Annotated in this window: 21 protein-coding genes; 6 read left to right on the top strand and 15 right to left on the bottom strand. The window is 64.3% G+C overall.

The genetic code is table 11. The annotated features are described in order from the left end of the window. Positions 1-44: 44 nt before the first annotated feature. From ACIGJE_RS16990 to ehuR, 11 genes are all read right to left on the bottom strand, one after another. On the bottom strand, positions 45-1,427 hold the full coding sequence (locus ACIGJE_RS16990) for an aspartate aminotransferase family protein (protein WP_311938353.1): 1,383 nt from the start codon (positions 1,425-1,427) through the stop codon (positions 45-47). Positions 1,428-1,438: 11 nt separating this feature from the next. Further along, entirely contained in the window at positions 1,439-2,929 is a 1,491-nt protein-coding gene (locus ACIGJE_RS16985) for an NAD-dependent succinate-semialdehyde dehydrogenase (protein ID WP_415084850.1), read from the bottom strand. A gap of 344 nt (positions 2,930-3,273) precedes the next feature. Then, a complete protein-coding gene (gene ehuA / locus ACIGJE_RS16980) occupies positions 3,274-4,050 on the bottom strand; it encodes an ectoine/hydroxyectoine ABC transporter ATP-binding protein EhuA (protein WP_149255168.1) in 777 nt (258 codons plus the stop codon). Continuing rightward, on the bottom strand, positions 4,047-4,739 hold the full coding sequence (gene ehuD / locus ACIGJE_RS16975) for an ectoine/hydroxyectoine ABC transporter permease subunit EhuD (RefSeq protein ID WP_311938350.1): 693 nt from the start codon (positions 4,737-4,739) through the stop codon (positions 4,047-4,049). Before ehuD ends, ehuA begins: the two co-directional genes overlap by 4 nt. Further along, the gene (gene ehuC, locus ACIGJE_RS16970; RefSeq protein WP_311938349.1) at positions 4,736-5,401 is read right to left on the bottom strand and encodes an ectoine/hydroxyectoine ABC transporter permease subunit EhuC; all 666 of its coding nucleotides are present in this window, start codon (positions 5,399-5,401) and stop codon (positions 4,736-4,738) included. Before ehuC ends, ehuD begins: the two co-directional genes overlap by 4 nt. Positions 5,402-5,728: 327 nt before the next feature. After that, a complete protein-coding gene (ehuB, locus tag ACIGJE_RS16965; protein ID WP_367623420.1) occupies positions 5,729-6,580 on the bottom strand; it encodes an ectoine/hydroxyectoine ABC transporter substrate-binding protein EhuB in 852 nt (283 codons plus the stop codon). A 65-nt stretch (positions 6,581-6,645) separates the two neighbouring features. Beyond that, on the bottom strand, positions 6,646-7,662 hold the full coding sequence (gene doeB / locus ACIGJE_RS16960; RefSeq protein WP_483678144.1) for a N(2)-acetyl-L-2,4-diaminobutanoate deacetylase DoeB: 1,017 nt from the start codon (positions 7,660-7,662) through the stop codon (positions 6,646-6,648). After that, the gene (doeA, locus tag ACIGJE_RS16955; RefSeq protein WP_483680282.1) at positions 7,659-8,837 is read right to left on the bottom strand and encodes an ectoine hydrolase DoeA; all 1,179 of its coding nucleotides are present in this window, start codon (positions 8,835-8,837) and stop codon (positions 7,659-7,661) included. Before doeA ends, doeB begins: the two co-directional genes overlap by 4 nt. Positions 8,838-8,844: 7 nt before the next feature. Continuing rightward, entirely contained in the window at positions 8,845-9,837 is a 993-nt protein-coding gene (gene eutC / locus ACIGJE_RS16950; RefSeq protein ID WP_367622688.1) for an ectoine utilization protein EutC, read from the bottom strand. Continuing rightward, positions 9,834-10,814, bottom strand: a complete 981-nt coding sequence (gene eutB, locus ACIGJE_RS16945) for a hydroxyectoine utilization dehydratase EutB (protein WP_483678142.1) — start codon at positions 10,812-10,814, stop codon at positions 9,834-9,836. The genes eutC and eutB overlap by 4 nt, the downstream gene beginning before the upstream one ends. Positions 10,815-10,900: 86 nt before the next feature. Continuing rightward, positions 10,901-12,361, bottom strand: a complete 1,461-nt coding sequence (ehuR, locus tag ACIGJE_RS16940) for a MocR-like ectoine utilization transcription factor EhuR (protein WP_483678141.1) — start codon at positions 12,359-12,361, stop codon at positions 10,901-10,903. 64 nt (positions 12,362-12,425) lie between these two features. Between ehuR and ACIGJE_RS16935 the strand changes: the two genes are divergently transcribed. The 5 genes from ACIGJE_RS16935 (at position 12,426) to ACIGJE_RS16915 (ending at position 16,085) form a co-directional block, all read left to right on the top strand. After that, complete coding sequence (locus ACIGJE_RS16935; RefSeq protein WP_483680280.1) at positions 12,426-12,905, top strand: Lrp/AsnC family transcriptional regulator; 480 nt, start codon at positions 12,426-12,428, stop codon at positions 12,903-12,905. A 26-nt stretch (positions 12,906-12,931) separates the two neighbouring features. Further along, positions 12,932-13,843, top strand: a complete 912-nt coding sequence (locus tag ACIGJE_RS16930; RefSeq protein ID WP_483678140.1) for an agmatinase — start codon at positions 12,932-12,934, stop codon at positions 13,841-13,843. Positions 13,844-13,908: 65 nt separating this feature from the next. Beyond that, positions 13,909-14,700 (top strand): dienelactone hydrolase family protein, encoded by a 792-nt coding sequence (locus tag ACIGJE_RS16925; protein ID WP_483678138.1) that lies wholly within the window; start codon positions 13,909-13,911, stop codon positions 14,698-14,700. A gap of 210 nt (positions 14,701-14,910) precedes the next feature. Beyond that, positions 14,911-15,627: a class I SAM-dependent methyltransferase gene (locus ACIGJE_RS16920; RefSeq protein ID WP_311938342.1), complete on the top strand. Its 717-nt coding sequence runs from the start codon at positions 14,911-14,913 to the stop codon at positions 15,625-15,627. A gap of 140 nt (positions 15,628-15,767) precedes the next feature. Beyond that, entirely contained in the window at positions 15,768-16,085 is a 318-nt protein-coding gene (locus ACIGJE_RS16915) for a hypothetical protein (protein WP_311938341.1), read from the top strand. On the opposite strand, the gene ACIGJE_RS16910 is transcribed toward ACIGJE_RS16915, so the two are convergent. Both ACIGJE_RS16910 and ACIGJE_RS16905 read right to left on the bottom strand, forming a co-directional pair. After that, a complete protein-coding gene (locus ACIGJE_RS16910) occupies positions 16,039-16,965 on the bottom strand; it encodes a DMT family transporter (protein WP_483678136.1) in 927 nt (308 codons plus the stop codon). The genes ACIGJE_RS16915 and ACIGJE_RS16910 overlap by 47 nt on opposite strands. Positions 16,966-17,145: 180 nt before the next feature. Beyond that, positions 17,146-17,577 carry a hypothetical protein gene (locus tag ACIGJE_RS16905; protein WP_311938339.1) on the bottom strand — a complete coding sequence of 144 codons (432 nt, stop codon included), beginning with the start codon at positions 17,575-17,577 and terminating at the stop codon, positions 17,146-17,148. A gap of 293 nt (positions 17,578-17,870) precedes the next feature. On the opposite strand from ACIGJE_RS16905, the gene ACIGJE_RS16900 reads away from it, so the two are divergent. After that, a complete protein-coding gene (locus tag ACIGJE_RS16900; RefSeq protein WP_311938338.1) occupies positions 17,871-18,749 on the top strand; it encodes a LysR family transcriptional regulator in 879 nt (292 codons plus the stop codon). A gap of 13 nt (positions 18,750-18,762) precedes the next feature. On the opposite strand, the gene ACIGJE_RS16895 is transcribed toward ACIGJE_RS16900, so the two are convergent. Both ACIGJE_RS16895 and ACIGJE_RS16890 read right to left on the bottom strand, forming a co-directional pair. Then, a complete protein-coding gene (locus ACIGJE_RS16895) occupies positions 18,763-19,740 on the bottom strand; it encodes a glutathione S-transferase family protein (protein ID WP_483678133.1) in 978 nt (325 codons plus the stop codon). 347 nt (positions 19,741-20,087) lie between these two features. Then, a complete protein-coding gene (locus ACIGJE_RS16890; protein ID WP_311938335.1) occupies positions 20,088-20,717 on the bottom strand; it encodes a LysE family translocator in 630 nt (209 codons plus the stop codon). Positions 20,718-20,726 lie beyond the last annotated feature (9 nt).

Genomic DNA, 20,726 nt, shown 5'->3' with positions numbered 1-20,726 from the left:
GAGACGCCTGCGGGCCAGGAAACGTCCTCCGGTTTCAGTCGTGTTCAGCCCAGCACCGACTTCACGGCCTTGGCCGCCGCCGACACCACGACGTCGGCCTCCTCGCGCGTGAGGCAGAGCGGCGGCGCAAAGCCCATGATGTCGCCCTGCGGCATGGCGCGGCCGATCACGCCGTTCTCCAGCATGGCAGCGACCACGCGGGGGCCGACCTTCTCGGACACGTCGAAGAAGACGCGGTCGTCGCGATCCCTGACCAATTCGACGGCCGCCATCAACCCCTCACCCCGGATCTCGCCGACATGGGCATGCGCGCCAAGCGCGTCGGTGAGAGCCTGCTTGAAATAGGCGCCGACGCTGCCGGCATTGGCGACCAGGTCGAGCTCGTCGACGAGTTCGAGATTGGCGACGCCCGCCGCAGCGCAGAGCGGGTGGGAAGAATAGGTCCAGCCATGGCCGATCGGGCCGAACTCGTCCGAGCCCTTTTCGAGGATGCGCCAGACTTTCTCCGAGACGATCACGCCGGAAAGAGGTGCATAGGCCGACGTCAGCCCCTTGGCGATGGTGATCAGGTCCGGCTTGATGCCGTAATGATCCGAGCCGAACATCGAGCCGAGCCGGCCGAAGCCGGTGATGACCTCGTCGGCGATCAGGAGGATGTCGTATTTGGTGAGGACGGCCTGGATCTTCTCCCAATAGGTGCGCGGTGGCGGCACGATGCCGCCGGTGCCGAGCACGGGTTCGCCGATGAAAGCGGCAATCGTATCCGGCCCCTCGGCGAGGATCAGTTCCTCGAGCTTGGCGGCGCAATGATCGGCGAATTGCTCCTCGCTCTGCGAACGGTCCTCCCGGCGGAAATAATACGGCGCTTCCGTGTGCAGGATCGGCGGCTTGGGCAGGTCGAACAGATTGTGGAAGGCGGCAAGGCCTGTCAGGCTGCCCGACATCAAACCCGAGCCGTGATAACCGCGCCAGCGCGAGATGATCTTCTTCTTCTCGGGGCGGCCCAGTACATTGTTGATGTACCAGACCAGCTTGATGTTGGTCTCGTTGGCATCCGAGCCCGACAGGCCGAAGAAGACCCGGCTCATGCCTTTGGGGGCCCGGTCGATGATCATCTTGGCCAGGGTGATCGAGGGTTGGGAGCCATGGCCGACATAGGCATGGTAATAGGGCAGTTGCGCCGCCTGCTCGGCGATCGCCTCGGCGATCTTGGTGCGGCCGTAGCCGACATTGACGCAATAAAGGCCGGCAAAGGCGTCGAGGCTGCTCTTGCCGTTGCGATCGGTGATGTAGACCCCCTCGGCACCGGTGATGATGCGGTTCGGCGTTTCGCCGCGGGCATGCTGGGCCATATGAGTCGAGGGATGGAAGAAGTGATCGCGATCCCAGGCGGTGAGTTCATTGTCGGAAACGGCGCGGTCGAGCATGTCGGCTCCTTTCAGGCGAGGTCGAGACAGGTATATTTGAGATCGGTGAAAGCTTCGAGGCCATGGCGTGAGCCTTCGCGCCCCATGCCGGACTGCTTGACGCCGCCGAAGGGGATGGGCGCACCCGTCAGTTTCACGCGGTTGACGGCCACCATGCCGTATTCCAGCACGCGGCTGAGGCGCAGGGCTCGGCCGGCATTTTCGGTAACGACATAGGCGACGAGGCCGTACTCCGTGGCATTGGCGCGCGCCACCACTTCGTCCTCGTCGTCGAAGGGCGTGATGCTGGCAACCGGCGCAAAGACCTCTTCGCGCATGATCAGGGCGTCATCGGGGACGTCGGCGAGGACGGTCGGTGACACGAAGAGTGATCCGGCCTCAATGTCGCCACCCGTCAACTTGCGAGCACCTCGCTGCAAGGCATCGGCAATGCGCTCTTTGGTGCGGGCGACGGCCCGTTCATGCATGAGCGGACCTATGTCAGTTTCCTCTTCGAGGCCATGCCCGAGCTTGAGCGCGGCGACGCGGTGGCTGAACGCCTCGCAGAAGGCCGGATAGAGCGAGCGCTGCACGAAGATGCGATTGGCCGCCAGGCAATCCTGGCCGGAGGTCGCGAATTTCGCATCGACGGCAATTTTGACTGCACGATCCAGATCGGCGTCACCGAAGACGATGAGAGGCGCATTGCCGCCGAGTTCCATCACCAGGCGCTTGACGCTGGGCGCACATTGCGCCGCGATCAGGCGCCCGATTTCGGTCGAGCCTGTGAAGCTGACCACCCGCACGCGGGTATCCTCGCATAGGCGCCTGGCGATCGGAGCTGCCTCGCCGGTGACGACGTTGAAGACGCCTGCGGGCAAGCCGGCCCGTTCGGCGAGCTCGGCGAGCGCCAGTGCGGAGAGCGGCGTATAGGAGGAGGGATGGAGCACGACCGTGCAGCCGGCCGCCAAGGCCGCCGCGGCCTTGCGCGTTACCATGGCCGAGGGAAAGTTCCAGGGCGTCATGAGGGCCGCCACGCCGAGCGGCTCGCGGGAAACCTGCATATGCGCCCCGGGAAGGTGGCTGGTCACGCTCTCGGCATTCACGCGCTTGGCTTCTTCCGCATACCATTCGACAAAGGAAGCGCCATAGTCGATCTCGCCGCGGCTTTCGGCCAGGGGCTTGCCCTGCTCCAGCGTCATCAGCAAAGCCAGGTCCTCACGGGCGGCGAGGATGAGCTGGTGCCAAGCGCGCAGGCGGGCGGCGCGTTCCTGAGGTGGCAAGGCCTTCCAGGCCGGGAAGGCTCGGGCGGCGGCATCAACAGCCCTGCCCGTCTCTTCAGGCCTCAAGCTGGCGATATGGGCAAGAATGGCACCCGACCCGGGATCCTTCAGCTCGAAGCTCGCGGCTTGCCGTCCCCCGACCCAGCGGCCGTCGATATAGGCGAGTTCCCTGAGTAGTCGTCGGTCGTTCAGCCGGCCGAGCGCAGGATGGCCGATTTGTTTCAGAGCGGTGGCGATCATCGAAGAAACTCCGGTGGCGTCATGTCTGCAAGGCTAGCCCGAGCCGCCGTGAGAATGTCTCGCTTCGCCCCCTTCCTCACCGTCAAAGCCTCGGTATTTGCTGGGCCGCACCGATAGATTATCGGCCGTTTCTTTCGACTATGGCCTTTACCCTCCCCTGGAGGGGTGGATCGACGCGAAGCGTCGGGGTGGGGTGTCCCTCTCGCAACAATTAGGGCCGCTCACATTCCAGAAGTCGGTGTATTTTCACCCCACCCCGGCCTTGCAGGCCGACCCTCCCCCTGCAGGGGAGGGTGAAGGACTGACGCCGCTCAAATTTGGGGCCTATCATCCTGAGACGCCGCTCACAGCACCGACTGCAGGAACTCGCGCGTCCGCGCCTGTTCGGGATTGGAAAAGATGCGCTCGGGCTCGCCCTGCTCGACGATGCGTCCCTTGTCGAAGAAGCAGACACGGTCGGAGACTTCGCGCGCAAAGCGCATTTCATGGGTCACCAGCAGCATGGTGAGATCGTGCTCGCTGGCCAGCGAACGGATCACGCCGAGGACCTCGCCGACGAGCTGCGGATCGAGGGCCGATGTCGGCTCGTCGAACAGCAGGACGCGGGGGCGCATGGCAAGGGCCCGGGCGATGGCCACGCGTTGCTGCTGGCCACCGGAAAGCTGGCTGGGGAAATGATCCTTCTTGTCCGCCATGCCGACCATGCCGAGCAGATCGAGGGCCCGGCACTCCGCTTCCTCCCGCTTCAGGCCGAGCACGGCGATGGGCGCTTCCACCACATTGCGCAGCACGGTCATATGCGGGAACAGGTTGAAGCTCTGGAACACCATGCCGACCTGCGTGCGGATCTGGCGCAGATGCCGCTCGCTGGCCTTGAAGGGGCCGTGGCCGCCGGGCTCGTGATAGCCGATGCCGCCGAGCTCCAGCGTGCCGTCCTGAAAGGGTTCTAGCGTCATCAGGATGCGCAGCACCGTGGTCTTGCCCGATCCCGAGGGGCCGATCAGCGAAACCTTCTCCCCCGGCGCGACGGTGAAGTCGAAATCCTGCAGAACTGTCAGCGTGCCGAAGCGCTTGCTGACATTGGAAAAGCGGATGATGTCGGATTGGGCGTTTGCGGTCATCGCATCGGTATCCCTGCTTTCGGCAAGGCCCTTTCCAGCCGATGGACGCCGGCGGAACAGACCAGGGTAAGGATGAGGAAGAGGATGCCGACCATGCTCAGCGGCACCAGATATTCGAAGGTATTCTCGCCGATCATGTTGGCGAGGCCGAGCATTTCCAGCACGGTCACCACCGAGAGCACCGGCGTTTCCTTCAGCATGGCAATCAGGTAGTTGCCCATGGTGGGCAGGATGCGCGGCACCATCTGCGGGATGATCACGTTCCGGTAGAGCTGCCAGCGCGACATGTTGAGCGCGGTGGCGGCCTCCCATTGGCCCCGCGGCACTGCTTCGATGCCGCCGCGGTAGACCTCCGAGGTATAGGCCGAATATTGCAGGCCGAGCGCTATAGCGCCCGTCAGAAAGGCCGGCAAGGCAATGCCGTAGTCGGGCAGGACGTAATAGAGGAAGAAGAGCTGCACCAGGAGGGGCGTATCGCGCAGGAACTCGACGACGAAGGCGGTCCCCCAGCTCACCACGGCAAAGCGGCTGCGCCGCATCAGGGCGAAGACGAGGCCGAGGACAAGGGCGATGGCAAAACCTGCGGCAGCGGCCTGCAGCGTCACGGTGAGGCCGATGAGCAGGATCGGCAGGATCGACTGCGCATAGGTCAGCGGCGTCGAGGGATCCCATTCGAAACCGTACATCATGAGTGCACCGCCTTCGGAAAGGCGCCGCCGCGGCGCACCAGGCGTTCCAGGAAGCGCATGGCAACCATGATCACCAGCGACATCAGGAAGTAGCCGACGAGAGTGAGGGTGTAGATCGTCGTGCTGTCCTGGGTCAGGTTGCGCAGGGTCTGGGCGCGGAAGGTCATGTCCGCGATCGAGATGAAGGACACCAGTGACGAGAGCTTCAAGGTCTCGATGGCGAGATTGCCGAAGGCCGGCATCATCTCGACGATGGCCTGGGGCAGCGTGATGTGCAGCAATTTGTGCACCGGACCGAAATTCAGGGCCCGCGCTGCCTCATGTTGCTGTTGCGGCACCGATTTGAGGCCGGCCCGCACGATTTCCGAGCCATAGGCGCCGACATGCATCGAGAGCACGAGAATGCCCGTGGACACCGGGGAGAAGGAAAAACCGACGAGAGGCAGGGCGTAATAGAACCAGAACAACTGCACCAAGAGCGAGGTGCCGCGGAACAGCTCGGTATAGCAAAGCGCGATGATGGACAGGATGCGGCCGCCCTCGACCCTGACGATCCCGGCCAGGAAGGCCAGGAAGGCGCCGATCGCCAGCGAGGCCAGGGTAATCTCGGCGGTAATCAGCGCACCCCGGCCCAGGGCAGGCAGATAGGAGATCCAGTGCATGAGGCTCCCTCGTCGGTTTTGTAGGCCCGGACTCAGGGGCCTTGCCATTGCCTCCACGGGCCAGCGTGCGCGCGAAGGCTCAGCTCTCAAGATAGAGCACGAGAATCCTTCCCCGACTTCGGGGAAGGTGGACCGGCAAAGCCGGGCCGGATGGGGGTGGGTGGTGCGGCCTTACGGGTCTATGGCCCTCTCAGTGCCACTCTCCCCCTTCCGTCGCTGCTGTGCAGCGACACCTTCCCCGAAACCGGGGAAGGATTACGCACCTCATTTGGCGATCGTTCTACGTGTATTGGCGAACTCTCGGAGATGGGCTGGACGGTTCAGTCGTCATTTACCCGCGCAGAGATCCGCGACCTTCTTCTCGGCCGCGGCCTTGATGCTGGCCTCGCTCAGCCCGTAATTGGTGAGGATCGCCTTGTATTCGTCGCTCTTGCGGAACTCCACGAGCGCGGCGTTGTAGGCCTCGCGCAGGTCCTTGTCCTCCGGGCGGAAGGCAAAGCCGCCATAGTTGCGCACCGGCTTGCCGTTGACCACCGGGTCGGTGAAGGGCTTGACCTGTTCCACCTCCGTCTGCCCCTTGGCGAGGCTGGCGACCGTCAGCTCGGTGGCCGCATAGGCATCGGCCCGGCTCTTCACGGTGGCGATGGCGTCGGCATTGGCCTGGATGAAGACGACCTGGCTGTCCTTGACCCCGACGGCACGAAGGAAGTCGATATTGTTGGCGCCCGACACCACCGCGACCTTCAGCGAGGGATCCTTGGCGATGTCGGCATAGGTGGTCAGCTTCTTGGGATTGCCGGCCTTGACCAGCAGGCCTTCGCCATAGCTGGAATTGGGTTCGGTGAAGGCGACCTGCTTGCAGCGATCGGGAGAGATGTTCTGCTCGGCCGCCACGAAATCATAGCGCCGCGCCTTGAGGCCGGGGATCAAGGTGCCGAAGGGCGCGACCGTCCAGGCGATCTCGCTGACTCCCATCTTCTTGAGAACGGCGATGGCCACTTCCGGACCGATGCCGGCCGCCGTGCCGTCTTCCTTGGTGAAACCGTAGGGAACCTCGTTGGCCGTAACGGCGCGGACGAAGCCGTTGCTCTTAACCTCCTCGAGGGTGGTAGCCTGAACGCTGGCCACGCTCATGGCGAGAGCCAATCCGGCAAGGCCGGCAAGTCGGGGCAGTTTCATCATCTCATTCTCCTGTCTGGTGTGATTGCCTGCCTGGTTGTGTCCGGCAGATCTGTTGTCGATTGTCAGGCGTGGTCCTCGATGGTTGCGATCACCGAGAGGCAGTCACCGGCCTTGATCAGGCCGGGGAAATGGCGAGCCGCGAGCAGGCCATCCAGTGCGGCCCGATGTTCATAGGGCGACGCCCCGGTGCGGCCGATTGGATATATACGGGCGATAAGTTCGTTCCTGGCGATGGGCTCGCCGAGATCCTTGAGGAACTCGACCAGTCCCTCTTCCGGGCTGAAGCCGAAACAATCCGACGAGGGCATGTCGAGCCAGCGTGTCTCGCCGATCTCGGGCTGCCCGGCCAGGATGCCGGCATGTTTGAGGAGATTGGCGACCCCGCGCTTGGCGATGCCGGCCGAGCGCGCCGTCGCGGTGCCGCCGCCGCCAAGCTCGGTGGTGACGAAGACCTTGCCTGCCGCCTCGGCAATGGTGTCGAACATGCCGACGGCGTCGATCTCGATCATGCGCATCGACCAGGGCGCCGAGAAGGCCGCCACGGCGGCAAAGCAGCGATCTTCCTGTGTCTTGTCAGGCAGTTCATGGGCCGCGGCATAGGGAAGGAAATCGAGCGTCCGCCCGCCCGAATGAAAGTCGAGCACGATGTCGGCCAGCGGCAGCAGGCCGCGCGTGACATAGTCGGCGATCTTCTCGGTGACGCTGCCGTCGGGGCGCCCGGGAAAGCTGCGGTTGAGATTGCCCTTGTCGATCGGCGAGGTGCGCCGGGCGGCCCGAAAGGCGGGATAATTCAGGGCGGGCACGATAATGACGCGCCCGCTCACCGCCTCCGCCCGCAGCGTGCGGGCGAGGTCGAACAGGGCGATCGGCCCTTCATATTCGTCGCCGTGATTGGCACCGGTCAACAGAGCCGTCGGCCCCTCGCCCTGCTTCACCACGGTGACGGGGATCATCACCGATCCCCAGGCGGAGTCATCCCGGCTCCAGGGCAGGCGCAGATGGCCGTGCTGAATGCCGTCAGCGTCGAAATCGACGCTGGCGCTGATCGGCGACGGGCGCGGGTTCGGAGCGGCGTTCATGCTTTCACGAAGAGTTGGCGCGGCACATTGGCGAGGCAGTCCACGCCGTTTTCGGTGATCAGGATGCTCTCGGTGATCTCCAGGCCCATGTTTTCAAGCCAGAGGCCTGTCATGAAATGGAAGGTCATGCCGGGACGCAATTCGGTGCGATCGCCCGGCCGCAGGCTCATGGTGCGCTCGCCCCAGTCCGGCGGATAGCTCAGGCCGATCGGATAGCCGGTGCGGTTGTCCTTGACGATGCCGTACTTCTTCAGCACGGCGAAGAAGGCGTTGGCGATGTCCTCGCAGGTGTTGCCGGGCCTGGCCGCCGCGAGGCCGGCCTCCATTCCCTCCACTGTGGCCTTCTCGGCGTCGACGAAGGCTTGGGTCGGCTTGCCGAGGAAGACGGTGCGCGACAGGGGACAATGATAGCGCCTGTAACAGCCGGCGATCTCGAAGAACGTGCCCTCCCCGGTTTTCATCGGCAGGTCGTTCCAGGTCAGATGCGGGGCGGAGGCCTCCTCGCCCGACGGCAGCAACGGCACGATGGCGGCATAGTCGCCACCAAAGCCGTCGACGCCCCGAATGGCGGCATCGTAGATCTCGGCGACGAGATCGCTCTTGCGCATGCCGGGCTCGACCTTGTCGAGGATGCGCCGGTGCATCGCCTCGACGATGCGGCCTGCCTTGCGCATATAGTCGATCTCGGTCGGGCTCTTGATCGCCCGCTGCCAGTTGACCAGCGACAGGCAGTCCTTGAAGCGGGCATTGGGCAGATGCCGGACCAGCGAGGCATAGGCCGCAGCGCTGAACCAGTAATTGTCCATCTCGACGCCGATCGTGCCCTTGGCCCAGCCGTGCTGCTCGATGATGCCCGAGAGGTAATCCATCGGATGGCGTTCGGTAGATTGCACATAGTGATCGGGGTAGCCGACGATGTTGTCGTGAGCGAGCCAGGCGGTGCGCTTGGCACCGTTGGCATCCTGTCCCCGGCCGAACCAGACCGGTTCTCCCTCGCCCGCGACGAGAACGCATTGATGGACATAGAAGGACCAGCCATCATAGCCGGTGAGCCAGTGCATGTTCGAGGGGTCGGTGACGACGAGCAGATCGATGCCCGCCTTGGCCATGGCGGCTCGCGTCTTGGCCAGGCGCTCGGCATATTCCTCGCGGCTGAAATTGAGCGTGGGCGCAATCATTGCGTCACTTTCCCTTGATTGTCTCGAAAGTCTGGCCCGCCCCGGTGGCGGCGGCCCGGCGAAAAGCGAGCGTGGCGATGGCGGTATCCTGCACGCCGGTGCCGGTCAGGTCGCAAAGGGTGATGTCGGCATCGCTCCGGCGCCCCTCGGCCTTGCCGGCGATCACCTGTCCCAGTTCGGCAAACACCGCATCGGCCGCTGCGGTTCCCGCCTTGATGGCGTGGGCGAGTTCGCCGAGCCGCCTTGTCTGGGCAAGGCTGTCGGCGACATAGACCGTCTTGCCGAACACGGCTGGATCCACTTCGTTCTTGTGCTCGGAATCCGAGCCCATTGCCGTGACATGCTGCCCGGGTGCCAGCCATTCGGCTTTGAGAACCGGGCGTTCGGCCGGCGTGGTGGTGACGATGATGTCGGCCCCGGCGCAGGCCGCCTCGACGCTGGCGGCCGGCGCGACCGGAATGCCCAGGCGTTGCGACAGGTCCTCTGCCGTCGTCACGGCCTTGGCGGCATCGCGAGCCCAGAGCCGGGCCCGGTCGATCGGGCGGACCAAGCGCAAGGCCTCGAGCTGCAGACGGGCCTGTTCGCCGCCGCCGATGATGGCAGCGATGCGTGCATCGGCCCTGGCTAGGTGGCGGGCGGCGACGGCGCCCGCTGCGGCGGTGCGGATCTGCGTGAGATAGCCATTGTCGAGCAGCAGGGCTTCGACCAGGCCCGTCCGGCTGCTCAGCAGCACCATCAGGCCGTTGAGGCTGGGCAGGCCGAGCTTGGGATTGTCGAAGAAGCCCGGGCTGATCTTGATGGCGAAGCCCTCGACACCGGGAATATAGGCGGTCTTGACGTCCACCTCGCCGCGATGCTCGGGAATGTCGAGCCGGAGGATCGGCGGCATGGCCACCGCTTCGGTTGCGAGGGCCAGGAAGGCTTGCTCGACACAATCGACGGCATCGGCGTCGAGCGCCACGCAACGGCGCAATTCGGCTTCTGTCAGCACGATCATGCCGCCACTCCCTCTTCCACGATGCGGCGATGCAGCTCCGGATCGATGTTGCGGCCGGACACCACGATCGCCGTCGGTCCCGACGGCCTGAGCTTGCCGGCCAGCAAGGCGGCGATGCCGACGCCTGCGGCGCCTTCGACGATTTCGTCCTCGGCGCTGAAGGCATGCCGGATCCCGGCCGCCACTTCCTCCTCGCTCAGCAGGATGACCTCGTCGAGGAAGTCGCGGCACAGGGCGAAGCTGTAGCGATTGGCGAGGCCGATACCGCCGCCGAGCGAATCTGCCAGCGTCGGCAATTCCTCGACCTCGACCGGCTTGCCGGCCAACAGGCTGGCATGCATGGCAGCGCCCCGGGCCATCGAGATGCCGACGACCTTGGCCTGGGGGCGGAGCGCCTTGACGGCTGCTGCGATCCCGCCTGCCAGTCCGCCGCCGGAGAGTGGCACCAGCACGAGTTCGACGTCCGGCAGGTCGGCGATGATTTCGAGCCCGATCGTTCCCTGCCCGGCGATCACGGCTGGATGGTCGAAAGGCGGGATTTCGGCAAGGCCTCCCTCGGCCACCAGCCGGTCGACCTCGTCCTGCGCGTCATCCTGGGAGCAGCCGACGATGCGCACCTCGGCGCCGAGCGCGCGGACGGCCTCGACCTTGTTTGCCGGAACCAGTTGCGACATGCAGACCACCGCCCGGATGCCACGAGCCTTGGCGGCATGGGCGACCGCGCGGCCGTGGTTCCCCGTCGAGGCGGTGACGACCCCCGCGGCGCCCCCTTGGGCCGATGCGTCCAGAGACAGAACGGCATTGGTGGCGCCGCGCAGCTTGAACGAGCCGGTGGTCTGTTGCGTCTCCAGCTTGAGATGAACCGGCGAACCATCCCGCGACAGGGAGAGCGCTGGACGCAGCGGCGTTCGGACCACGTGCCCCGCGATCCGCGCATGGGCGGCCCTGATCTCGTCGATGGTGACCGCGACCGGCATCGAACCCATCCCTCCTGGCTTGGGAGGGATGGTGTTACGATACAAAAATCATGTCAATTATTATATTGTAATGATACAGGGCGCGGTCATGCGATGAGACGGGCGTCGAACACCGGCGGCAACTGCTCGAAGGTGGCGCGCACCGATGCGAGCGTCTCCGCCAGGGCGGCATGCGACAGCCGTCCGCCGAGGCAGATGCGGATTCCCCCCGGGCGGACTTCTCCGGCTACGAAGGGATCGGAGGGCGTCACCGCGATGGCGCGCTGGGCAAGTGCGCGCACCAGCCCCTCCTCCGTCCAGCGTGGCGGCACTTTCAGCCAGGCGCAGAGCGACAGGGGATGGCTGGAGGCGACGATTTCGCCGAGCACCTGCGCGACGATGGCCTGGCGGGCGCGCGCTTCCTGGCGCTGCAGGTCGACGAGGGCCTGCGCCGTGCCGTCCTCGATCCACAGCGAGGCGATCTCCGCCGGCAGGTTGGTGGCGCTCCAGCTCGTGACCCGCATGATGCTGCCGACGCGGATCGAATAGGCCGGCGGCACCACGAGGTAGCCGACGCGCAAACCCGTCATCACCGACTTGGTCATCGAGGTGGCGAAGAATCCGAGTTCGGGCAGCATCTGGGCGATCGAAGGCAAAGGCTCGTCGAGCAGGGGTTTGTAGACCTCGTCCTCGATCACGAAGATGCCATACCGGGCAGCGATGTCGGCAATCTCCCGCCGGCGTTCGGCGCCGGCGACGTGGCTGGTCGGGTTTCCGAGCGAGGGAATGAGGACGAGCGCCTTGACGCCCCCGGCCGCACAGGCGGCTTCAAACGCTTCGGGCAGGATGCCTTGCGTGTCCGTCGGCAAGCCGCGCAGGGTAAAGCCCAGCAACGAGGCCAGGCCGATGATGCCGTGATCCGTCAGGTTCTCGGTCAACACCAGGTCGCCGGGATGGACCACCGAGGCCACGGCCAGGAAGAGGCCATGGGCTGCGCCATTGGTGATCAGGACGCGCTCGGCCTCCGCCTCAACGCCGAGCCCGCGCAGCCAGGATCTGGCGGCCGTCCGGTGCCGGTCGAGGCCGGCGATCGGGCGGCAAGGGCGCATGAAGGCGCTGTTGTCGCCGTCGCCCAGGCGCGCCATCGCCTGCCGCGAGGCGCGCTCATGCGCTTCGGTATAGACGGCGCGGATGATGGACAGGTCGGCCGTCTGGCCGGGGGAGCGGTCGAGCATGAAACGCTCGGCGCGCTCGGTCACCCGGTCGCGCACGAAGGTGCCCCGCCCGACTTCGCCGCGCAGGAACCCCCGCCTTTCCGCTTCCTTGTAGCTGATGCTGACCGTCTGCACCGAAACCTTGAGGGCGTGGGCGAGGTCGCGATGGGTCGGCATGCGCGTGCCGGGCTTCAGGATCTCGGCCTCGACATCGGCGATGATCAGGTCGGTCAGGAGCTTGTGCTTGGTCACGCCCTTGCGGCGCGGTAGGACTGGCCGCCATTCTGTCGCCGCCGCGAGAGGCGCCCGCGATTCGACAAATCGCCCGAAACGATCAGAATTGGAGAGTGGCATGTAATTGTCCTGATACAATACCGAAGCCTATCCGTATTATACCAATCCATTCGTCGGCGCCATGTTGAAACTCGACAAGATCGATTTGAAGATCCTCGCTGCCCTGCAGCGCGATGGCCGCATCACCAAGCTGAACCTCGCCACCGAGGCCGGCCTGTCGGCCGCTGCATGCTGGGAGCGGCTGCGCCGCCTGGAAAAGGCCGGTGCGATCGCCCGCTATGGCGCCGTTATCGACGCCGCCCGCTTGGGGCGCTTTGCCACGGTCCTGGTGGAGATCACCCTCAAGAGTCACCGCCAGGCGGATTTCCAGCGCTTCGAAGCCGCCATCATGCGTGAGCCGGCCATCGTTGCCTGCGACGCGGTGGGAGGCGGCATCGATTATCTGCTGCGCGTGGTGACCACCGACATCGATTCCTATCAGCGCTTGATCGACGGCCTGCTCGAGGCCGAGATCGGCATCGACCGCTATTTCACCTATATCGTCACCAAGACCATCAAGCAGACCGGGTTCCCACTCGAAATCATCGAGGCCTCCGTCTCCTGAGTTGTCGCCGACAGGATTGAAACCCCATGACCGCCCTGCCCACCTTTCTGGATTTTCCCATCCGCCTTGCCGGCGACAGTAAGCCTCGCATGGTGATCTTCGGAGCCGGTCATGGCAGCACCTATCCCGCCAAGGACAGCAGCCCCTACGCCCTGGCACCGAATGCCATCCGTGTCGCCAGCCAGGAGGATGCCGGCCTGGTCGAACATTGGGATTTCGACCTCGGCGGTCCGATCTTCGACGGCAGGCCTGCTTCCTGCATCGACATCGGCGACATCGAGACCGTCATGCGTGACAATGCCGGGAATCGGCATGGGATCGAGGCGAAGACGCGCGAGATCCTGGCGGCGGGCGCCGTCCCCCTCCTGCTCGGCGGCGATGATTCCATCCCCATTCCCTTCCTTGCCGGCTTTGCCGATCATGGCCCCGTCTGGATCCTGCAGATCGATGCCCATATCGACTGGCGCGACGAACTGCATGGCGAGCGCCAGGGCTATTCCAGCCCGATGCGCCGCGCGAGCGAAATGGCGCATGTGGCCGGCATCGTGCAGGTCGGCATGCGGGGCGTCGGTAGCGCGCGCCTGGCGGAAATCGAGGCGGCCCGAACCTATGGCAGCCATCTGGTGACTGCCCGCGAGATTCACGCCGGGGGTATCGAGGTGGCGCTTCGGCACATTCCTGCCGGAGCGCAGGTCGTCGTCACCCTCGATTGCGATGGCCTCGACCCCGGCGTCCTGCCCGGCGTGGCGGCCCGCACGCCGGGCGGCCTCAGCTATATCCAGGTGATCGACCTGATCGCGGGCCTCGGCAAGCGGGCGAGGATCGCGGGCTTCGATCTTGTCGAACTCTATCCGCCCGCCGATGAAAGCGGCCTTTCGGCGCTGACAGCCGCACGGCTTCTCGTCAATGTGATCGGTACCATCGCTCGTCAGGTTTGAAAGCTGCTTTTGTCTGGTAGCATGAGGGCCTGACCAGGTTTCATCCGCCGTCGAGAGGAAATCCCATGCGCCTCGTCCGCCTCATCCTGCCTTTGCTCGCGCTTTTCGCTGTCACGCCCGCCTTTGCCAAGATGGTGGTCAAGCCGGTCGACTGGACCTTGGACGGCACGACCTTCAAGAGCCTGCTGATCTATGACGATGCCGCCAAGGCAAAGCGCCCCGGCCTGGTCATGGTGCCCAACTGGTATGGCGTGGGCGACACCGCCGTCGAAAAGGCCAAGAAGATCGCCGGCAAGGATTACGTCATCCTGCTCACCGACATGTATGGCGAGGGTGTTCGCCCCAAGAACGACGATGAGGCCAAGGCCGCCATCGGGCCGCTCTATGGCAATCGCGCCCTGATGCGCAAGCGCATCGACAAGGCCTTCGAGCAGTTGAAGGTCAACACCGCCAACGCGCCGATCGACCAGTCCCGGCTGGCGGCGATCGGGTTCTGCTTCGGCGGCAGTGCCGTGCTCGATCTCGCGCGCAGCGGTGCCGATGCCAAGGCCGTGATCTCCTTCCATGGCGGCCTCGGCACCGACGATCCGGCCCTGGCCAAGTCGATCAAGGCACGCGTACTCGCCATCAACGGGGCCGACGATACCGCCACCATCCCGGACGTGCCCAAATTCACCGAGGAGATGCGCGGCAGTCCGGCTGATTGGCAATTCGTCGAGATCGGTCACGCCGTGCATTGCTTCACGGAAACCGAGGCCACCGGCAAGACCGGCAATTGCCGCTATGATGCCAAGGCCGCGGCGAGATCCTATGCGATGATGCGCTCCTGGCTGGCCGAGAGCTTTGCCAAGAATTGAAGTAAACCGGCGGCGGTCAGCTTTCAGGCTCGATCACTTCGGGCGTTTGGCATTGTTTGGCTGTCGTTCCTCCGCACATCGTTGAGGCGTAATTTGGCAAGATTTTAAGCGGTGCGCGCATCTTTAAGAGATAATTTTTATACCAGCATAAGAACCGGCCTTCCCGACATCGTTTCTTGCCAGCAAAGGAGCGGTGTTCAGGAGAAGACCATGACCGAGACTGAGAACAGGGCGGCCGGAAAATTCGACGCCGGCAGGGCCGCCGAATATGCGGTCCAGAGCCGTATCGCTCTGGCGGGCTATGACGCCTGCCACGAACTCGCCGCCTGCCTGCTCGCCGCCGACCTCGGCCCGGGCCGCGCCGCGCGGATTCTCGTGGCGGGAGCGGGCGGTACCGCCCAGGAAATCCTCTCGGCGGCCCGCCTCGAGCCGCTTTGGCACTTTTCCGCCGTGGATCCATCCGCCCCCATGCTCGAACTCGCCATGGCGGCGGTTGGCGAAGCAGGCCTGGCGGCACGAACGACGCCCGTGCTGGGCGAGGTTGCGGATCTGCCGGAAGAGCCGATCTACGATGCCGCGACCTTGATCGGCGTGTTGCATCACCTGCCCGGCCTCCCCGCCAAGCAGGCCGTTCTCGCGGCATTGGCAGCCCGCCTCAAGGCTGGGGCGCCGCTCATCCTGGCCGGCAACCGGCATGCCTATGCCAGCAAGCCGCTCTTTCTCGCCGCCTGGGGCGAGCGCTGGCGCATGCAGGGCGCTTCGTCCAACGAGATCGCTGCAAAGCTCGGCAAGATCCGGCAGGGCGCCGATCCGCCCGCTTCCGACCAGGAGGTCGCTCGATTGTTGACCCAGGCCGGTTTCGAGGAGCCGACCTTGTTCTTCTCGAGCCTGTTCTGGGGCGGCTGGATCACGCATCGACGCGCCTGAGGCGACGCCTGGGGAGCAAGCCCACCTTCTTCCGAAGCCGTGGCGGCGGAGCATTGTGAGGAGCATCCCGCGTGATCTTCATTCGGTCGCATTCTTCTGTAGATTCGGCGGTCAATCTGCGGAAATTGCCGGAGTCGACCATGAAGATCCTCGCCATCGCCGCAGGCGCACTGCTCCTGCTGACCGGTACCGCTTTTGCCGACGGGCTTGCTCCTCCCAAGCAGAACAAATTCGCGCCGCCGCCCCTGGATTCCAAGAAAGCATCCGGTCCCCACGACTGGACGGGGTTCTATGTCGGCGGCCACGCCGGCCTGTCCCAGGGGCAGTCGAAATGGAGCACGGACGGTGCCAGCCGGTCGTCTTCGGACCTCGGCTCCACCTTCGGGGCGCATGCGGGCTATAATTACCAGTTCAACCGCGGGGTCGTATTCGGAGGCGAAACCGACGTTTCTCGCTGAACGGCTGTTCGGAACGTAAACCGGGTCTGGTTGCCGCGACGACGATGCCGAGGCAGACCAGGCCGAGACCCGCCGCAAAGTTCCAGCCCAGCCTTTCTCCGAGAAACACCTCCCCGGCCAGGCTGGCTGTGATCGGATTGACGGCCACTGCGATCGCCACCAGCGTCGGCGTGGTATGGGTGACCGCGAAAGACCACAGGAAGAAGACCAGCGCGCTGCCGATGATGCCGAGATAGGCGGCAGCCAACCAGGCTTCCGGCGCAAGCCCGCGCACATTCGCCAATCCTCCGCCGATCGCCGCCACCGAAACGAGGCAAAGCGCCCCGATTCCCATCGCCGTCAGAGTGAAGCGAACCGGCCCTGACCGGGCGACAAAAGGCCGGGACCAGATCGTGTAGAGTGCCATCACCAGAGCCGCCCCGAGCATCAGGAGGTCTCCGCGCCAGGCGCCCGGCGGTGCCGTGGAGAGGCCCGAGAGCAGCGCCAGCGCCACACCGGTCATGGTGACCAGCACGCCCAGGACCTTGCGTCCCGTCATGGTCTCGGCGCGCAAGGCCGAGGCCGCCAGCATGGTCAGCACCGGCAGGGCCGAAAGCGCAATGGCGCCACGTGCCGCCGTGGTGAAATAGAGCGCGGCATTGAACAGGATCGGAAACAGCCCGAAGAACAGAACGCCCAGCCCAGCCACGCCCGGCCAGTCGCGGCGCGTCGGCCAGGCTTCGCGGCGCAGGCACGCCACCGGCAGCAGGAACACGAAGCCAAGGCCGAAGCGCAATGCGCCCAACGTGATCGGGTCGATCGCCTTCGAGAGCGAGCGTGTGGCGACCACGGCAGTGCCTCCGATACCGCTCGAAAGGACAGCCGCCAGAACACCCCACATCGCCCCTGCCCCATCTCGATCGTCGCCGGAACAGGCTAGCGGAGGCTGGGTTCTGGAGGGAATTGCATTTTGTTGATGAACGCTATCACGATGCGTGATGAACGATTGGCAGCAGCGGCTTGATCCAGGGTTCGATCCAAGTGAATTGGGTGAGTCAGCCGCCGCCCGCCCGTTCGACACTCAGTACCGAATGATTTCCTTCCGGCAGGCTTCCGTAAAACCATACAAGAGATCGGATTCTCGAAGAGAGTTGGCGTCGAAGTGAGAAAAGTCCACTTTTTCCGACGAATATCTCTTGACGATCAGTTGCAGGACCTCTTCGGCCCTCGCGATGACCTCATCTCCCGAAAACAGTTTCATTCGATTTTTAATGGAATAGAGCTTAACCAATTTCGCTGTGTCGGTTAAATTGCTTTCCATGGCGTCACCGTATACTTTCGATGCCTCGTCAATGAATTCTCCGAATATTCTTTCGCGCCGTGACATTTCATTGGATAGACGCTGAACCCTTTGCTGATAGCTCTGATTGAGCCAAGTGGTGGCAAAGGAGGCGAACGCTCCGATGCTCGATCCGGCAAGAGCCGCCAAAGCCGATAAATATGCTCCGTCCATGGCTTTCCTTTCCAGAAATTCAGCCGTCTCGACGAGTTTATCCCGAGTTCCGAACGAATTATCAAGGCGGCTTCCTTACCCTATGGAAGGTGGAATGAGGAAATCCCAGCTGTCAGGGGCACAAGGAGGCCTCCTCTGCTCATTGCCGTCGTGCAGGCGTAGAGGCCCGGCGGAACGGATCTTTGAGACACGACCTCCCACGCACTGCCGGCAAAAGGGGCCATGCACCTCGATAGGCAGAGGGTGCTCATAAGGAAATTGCATTTCAGCCAGGAACATCATCATGATGTGTGATGACATTGCCGATGCTCGATCCTGATCTCCTGCGAGCCTTCCTGGCCGTGGCCGATCACCGCTCCTTCACGCGCGCGGCCAATCGGCTCAATCGTACCCAGTCGGCCGTGAGCATGCAGATCAGGCGCCTGGAAATGCGGGTGGCAGCCGAGTTGTTCCGCCGCAACACCACCACGGTCGAGCTGACCCTGGCCGGCGAAAGCCTGGTCACCTATGCACGGCGTATCCTCGCCTTGAACGAGGAGGCGGTCGGCAAGCTTCGCGAGCATCGGCTGGAGGGCCGTGTGCGCCTTGGCGTGATGGATGATTACGGGAGCCACGTTCTGCCCGCCGTGCTGGCACGTTTTCTCGCGCTCTATCCCCGCATTCACGTCGAGATGGAAACCGGCCTGACCGGCCCCATGCTCAGCCGTATCGGCGAAAGCTATGAGCTTGTCATCGCCATGCATGGCGAGGGTTGCGAGAGCGGGGAATTGCTGCGGTTCGAACGACCGGTATGGGCAGGCAGTGCGGAGCACCGGGCCTGGCTGCTCGATCCTCTCCCCGTGGCGCTCTATCCGCCGGGCTGCCTTTTCCGCAAATGGGCGATCGAGGCCCTCGACGCTGCGGAGCGGCCATGGCGACTGGCCTTCGTGTCGCATAATCTGGCGACGGTGGAAGCCATTGCGACCCAGGGGCTGGCGGTCACGGTGGTGAAATCGAGTTTCCTGCCGCGCAGCTTGCGTGGCCTGTCCCCGAGGGACAGGTTGCCAGCCTTGCCCGGCGCCGAGATCCGGCTTCACGTCGCTCCGGATCCAACGCGGGCGGGCATCATGCTGGCAGATCACCTGCGTGAAGCCTTCGCTGCGATGCCGGATGAACCGGCGATCAACCTCTAGGCTCCTTGAGATTTTACGCTGCGCGGGCCGCCGAGGCACGCAGGCCCGACAGTGGCGCATCATAGTCGATGTCGGGACCGAGAGGCACGATGCGGCTCGGATTGATCCAGGGATGGCTGGCATAATAATGCCCCTTGATATGATCCATGGCGATGGTCGGCCGGATCAGCGGATGCTGATGAAGCATCCGCGTATAGTCCCAAAGCGCCGGGTAGCCGGCGATCATGCGCCGATTGCATTTGAAGTGGCCATGATAGACCGGGTCGAAGCGCAGCAATGTCGTGAACAGCCGGATGTCGGCCTCCGTCATGCGCCCGCCCAGCAGGAAGGCCTGGCCTTCGAGCCGATGCTCGAGCCAATCCAGGGTCTCGAAAACACCCCGTGCGGCCTCCTCATAGGCGGCCTGCGTGGTGGCGAAGCCTGCCTTGTAGACACCGTTGTTCAAGCTCTCATAGATGCGTTCGTTGAGGGCGTCGATCTCGGTGCGGAGCTCGCCCGGATAGAAGTCGCCCGCCCTCGCCCCGATGCCATCGAAGGCCGAATTGAACATGCGGATGATCTCGGCGGATTCGTTGGAAACGATGCGCCGGGTCTGCTTGTCCCACAGGACGGGCACGGTGACGCGCGTGGTGGCCCGGGGATCGCCCAGTGTATAGAGTTGGTGAAGCCTGGTTGCGCCGTTCACGCTGTCTGGCACCACGCCCGGTCCGGGCTCGAAGGTCCAGCCCTCTTCTCCCATCAGCCAGTTGACGATGGAGATGTCGATCAATGTCTCCAGCCCCTTCAAGCTGCGCATGATCAGGGTGCGATGCGCCCAGGGACAGGCCAGCGAGACATAGAGGTGATAGCGTCCGGCCTCGGGCTTGAAAGGCGTGTCCGCCTGGTAGGAGATCCAGTTGCGATAGACGGAGGGCGGGCGCCTCAGCCGGCCGTCGGCCGTCAGCTTTGCCGAGGTGGTACGATGCCATTGCCCGTCGATCAACTCGCCCATGATACAGCCTCGCGCTTGTCCAATCCGCCCCTGGCAATGAGCAGGCGGCGCCGGTGGAGACAATGCTGGCACGGGGCGACCCAGCTGAATAGTCGAGTTCCGTAGAACCTATCTATCGATGAAATCGATAAGAGGGATCCCGCAAGCTGGCCTGAAGCGGCATCTGGCAAACATGATCGCGGGCGATCTCGCATTACCGGCACGCCAATATCGTCGGCCTTCGCCAGTTCCGTTCGGGTTGCAGGAGGCGATCCTCGACCTCGCTTCCCAACGACCGGCGCAGCTTGTTATTCGATCCGAGAAGCGCCGCCGGGGCGCCCCTCAGGCACGGTATCGCCAAGGCGTTCCTATTTGCGTGAAACCAGTGCGGCCGTCACGCCCAGGCCGATGAAGGACAGGCCGGCGAACCAGCGCTGGAAGCGCAGGAAGCGGCGGCTGCGGCGCAGGAAATCCCCGGCGGTGCCCGCCGCCACCGCGAACATGGCATCGCTTAGCATGCCGAGCCCCATGAAGGTGAAGCCGAGCACCAGGATCTGCCAGTGCAGGGCGCCGCGCGCCGGATCGACGAATTGCGGCAGGAACGCCAGGAAGAAGATCGCCGTCTTCGGGTTGAACAGGTTGACGATGAAGCCTTCCTGAAAGAGCCGGTGCAGCGGCTTGCTCGACTTGGCCGAGATCTCCGGCGGCAGGTCCGGCGCCATCAGCGTGCGGACGCCGATCCAGATCAGATAGGCCGCGCCCAGATATTTGACCACGGAAAAGGCCAGGGTCGAGGAGACGATCAAGGCCGAAAGCCCAACCGCGGCAGCGACGATATGGACGATGGTGCCCAGATGAATGCCGAGGACGGAAACCAGGCCTGCGACCTTGCCGCGTTCGACCGAGCGCGCCACGATGAACAGCACCGCCGGTCCAGGTGTCAGCAGCAGCGTGACCGATGCGAGAACGAACAGTCCCCAGAGTGTCGGATCAGGCATGGATCGCTC

Source organism: Labrys sp. E2SS-1L (assembly GCF_057073705.1).
Note: the sequence above shows the minus strand (reverse complement) of the source record. Positions and strands in the feature narration are given on the sequence as shown.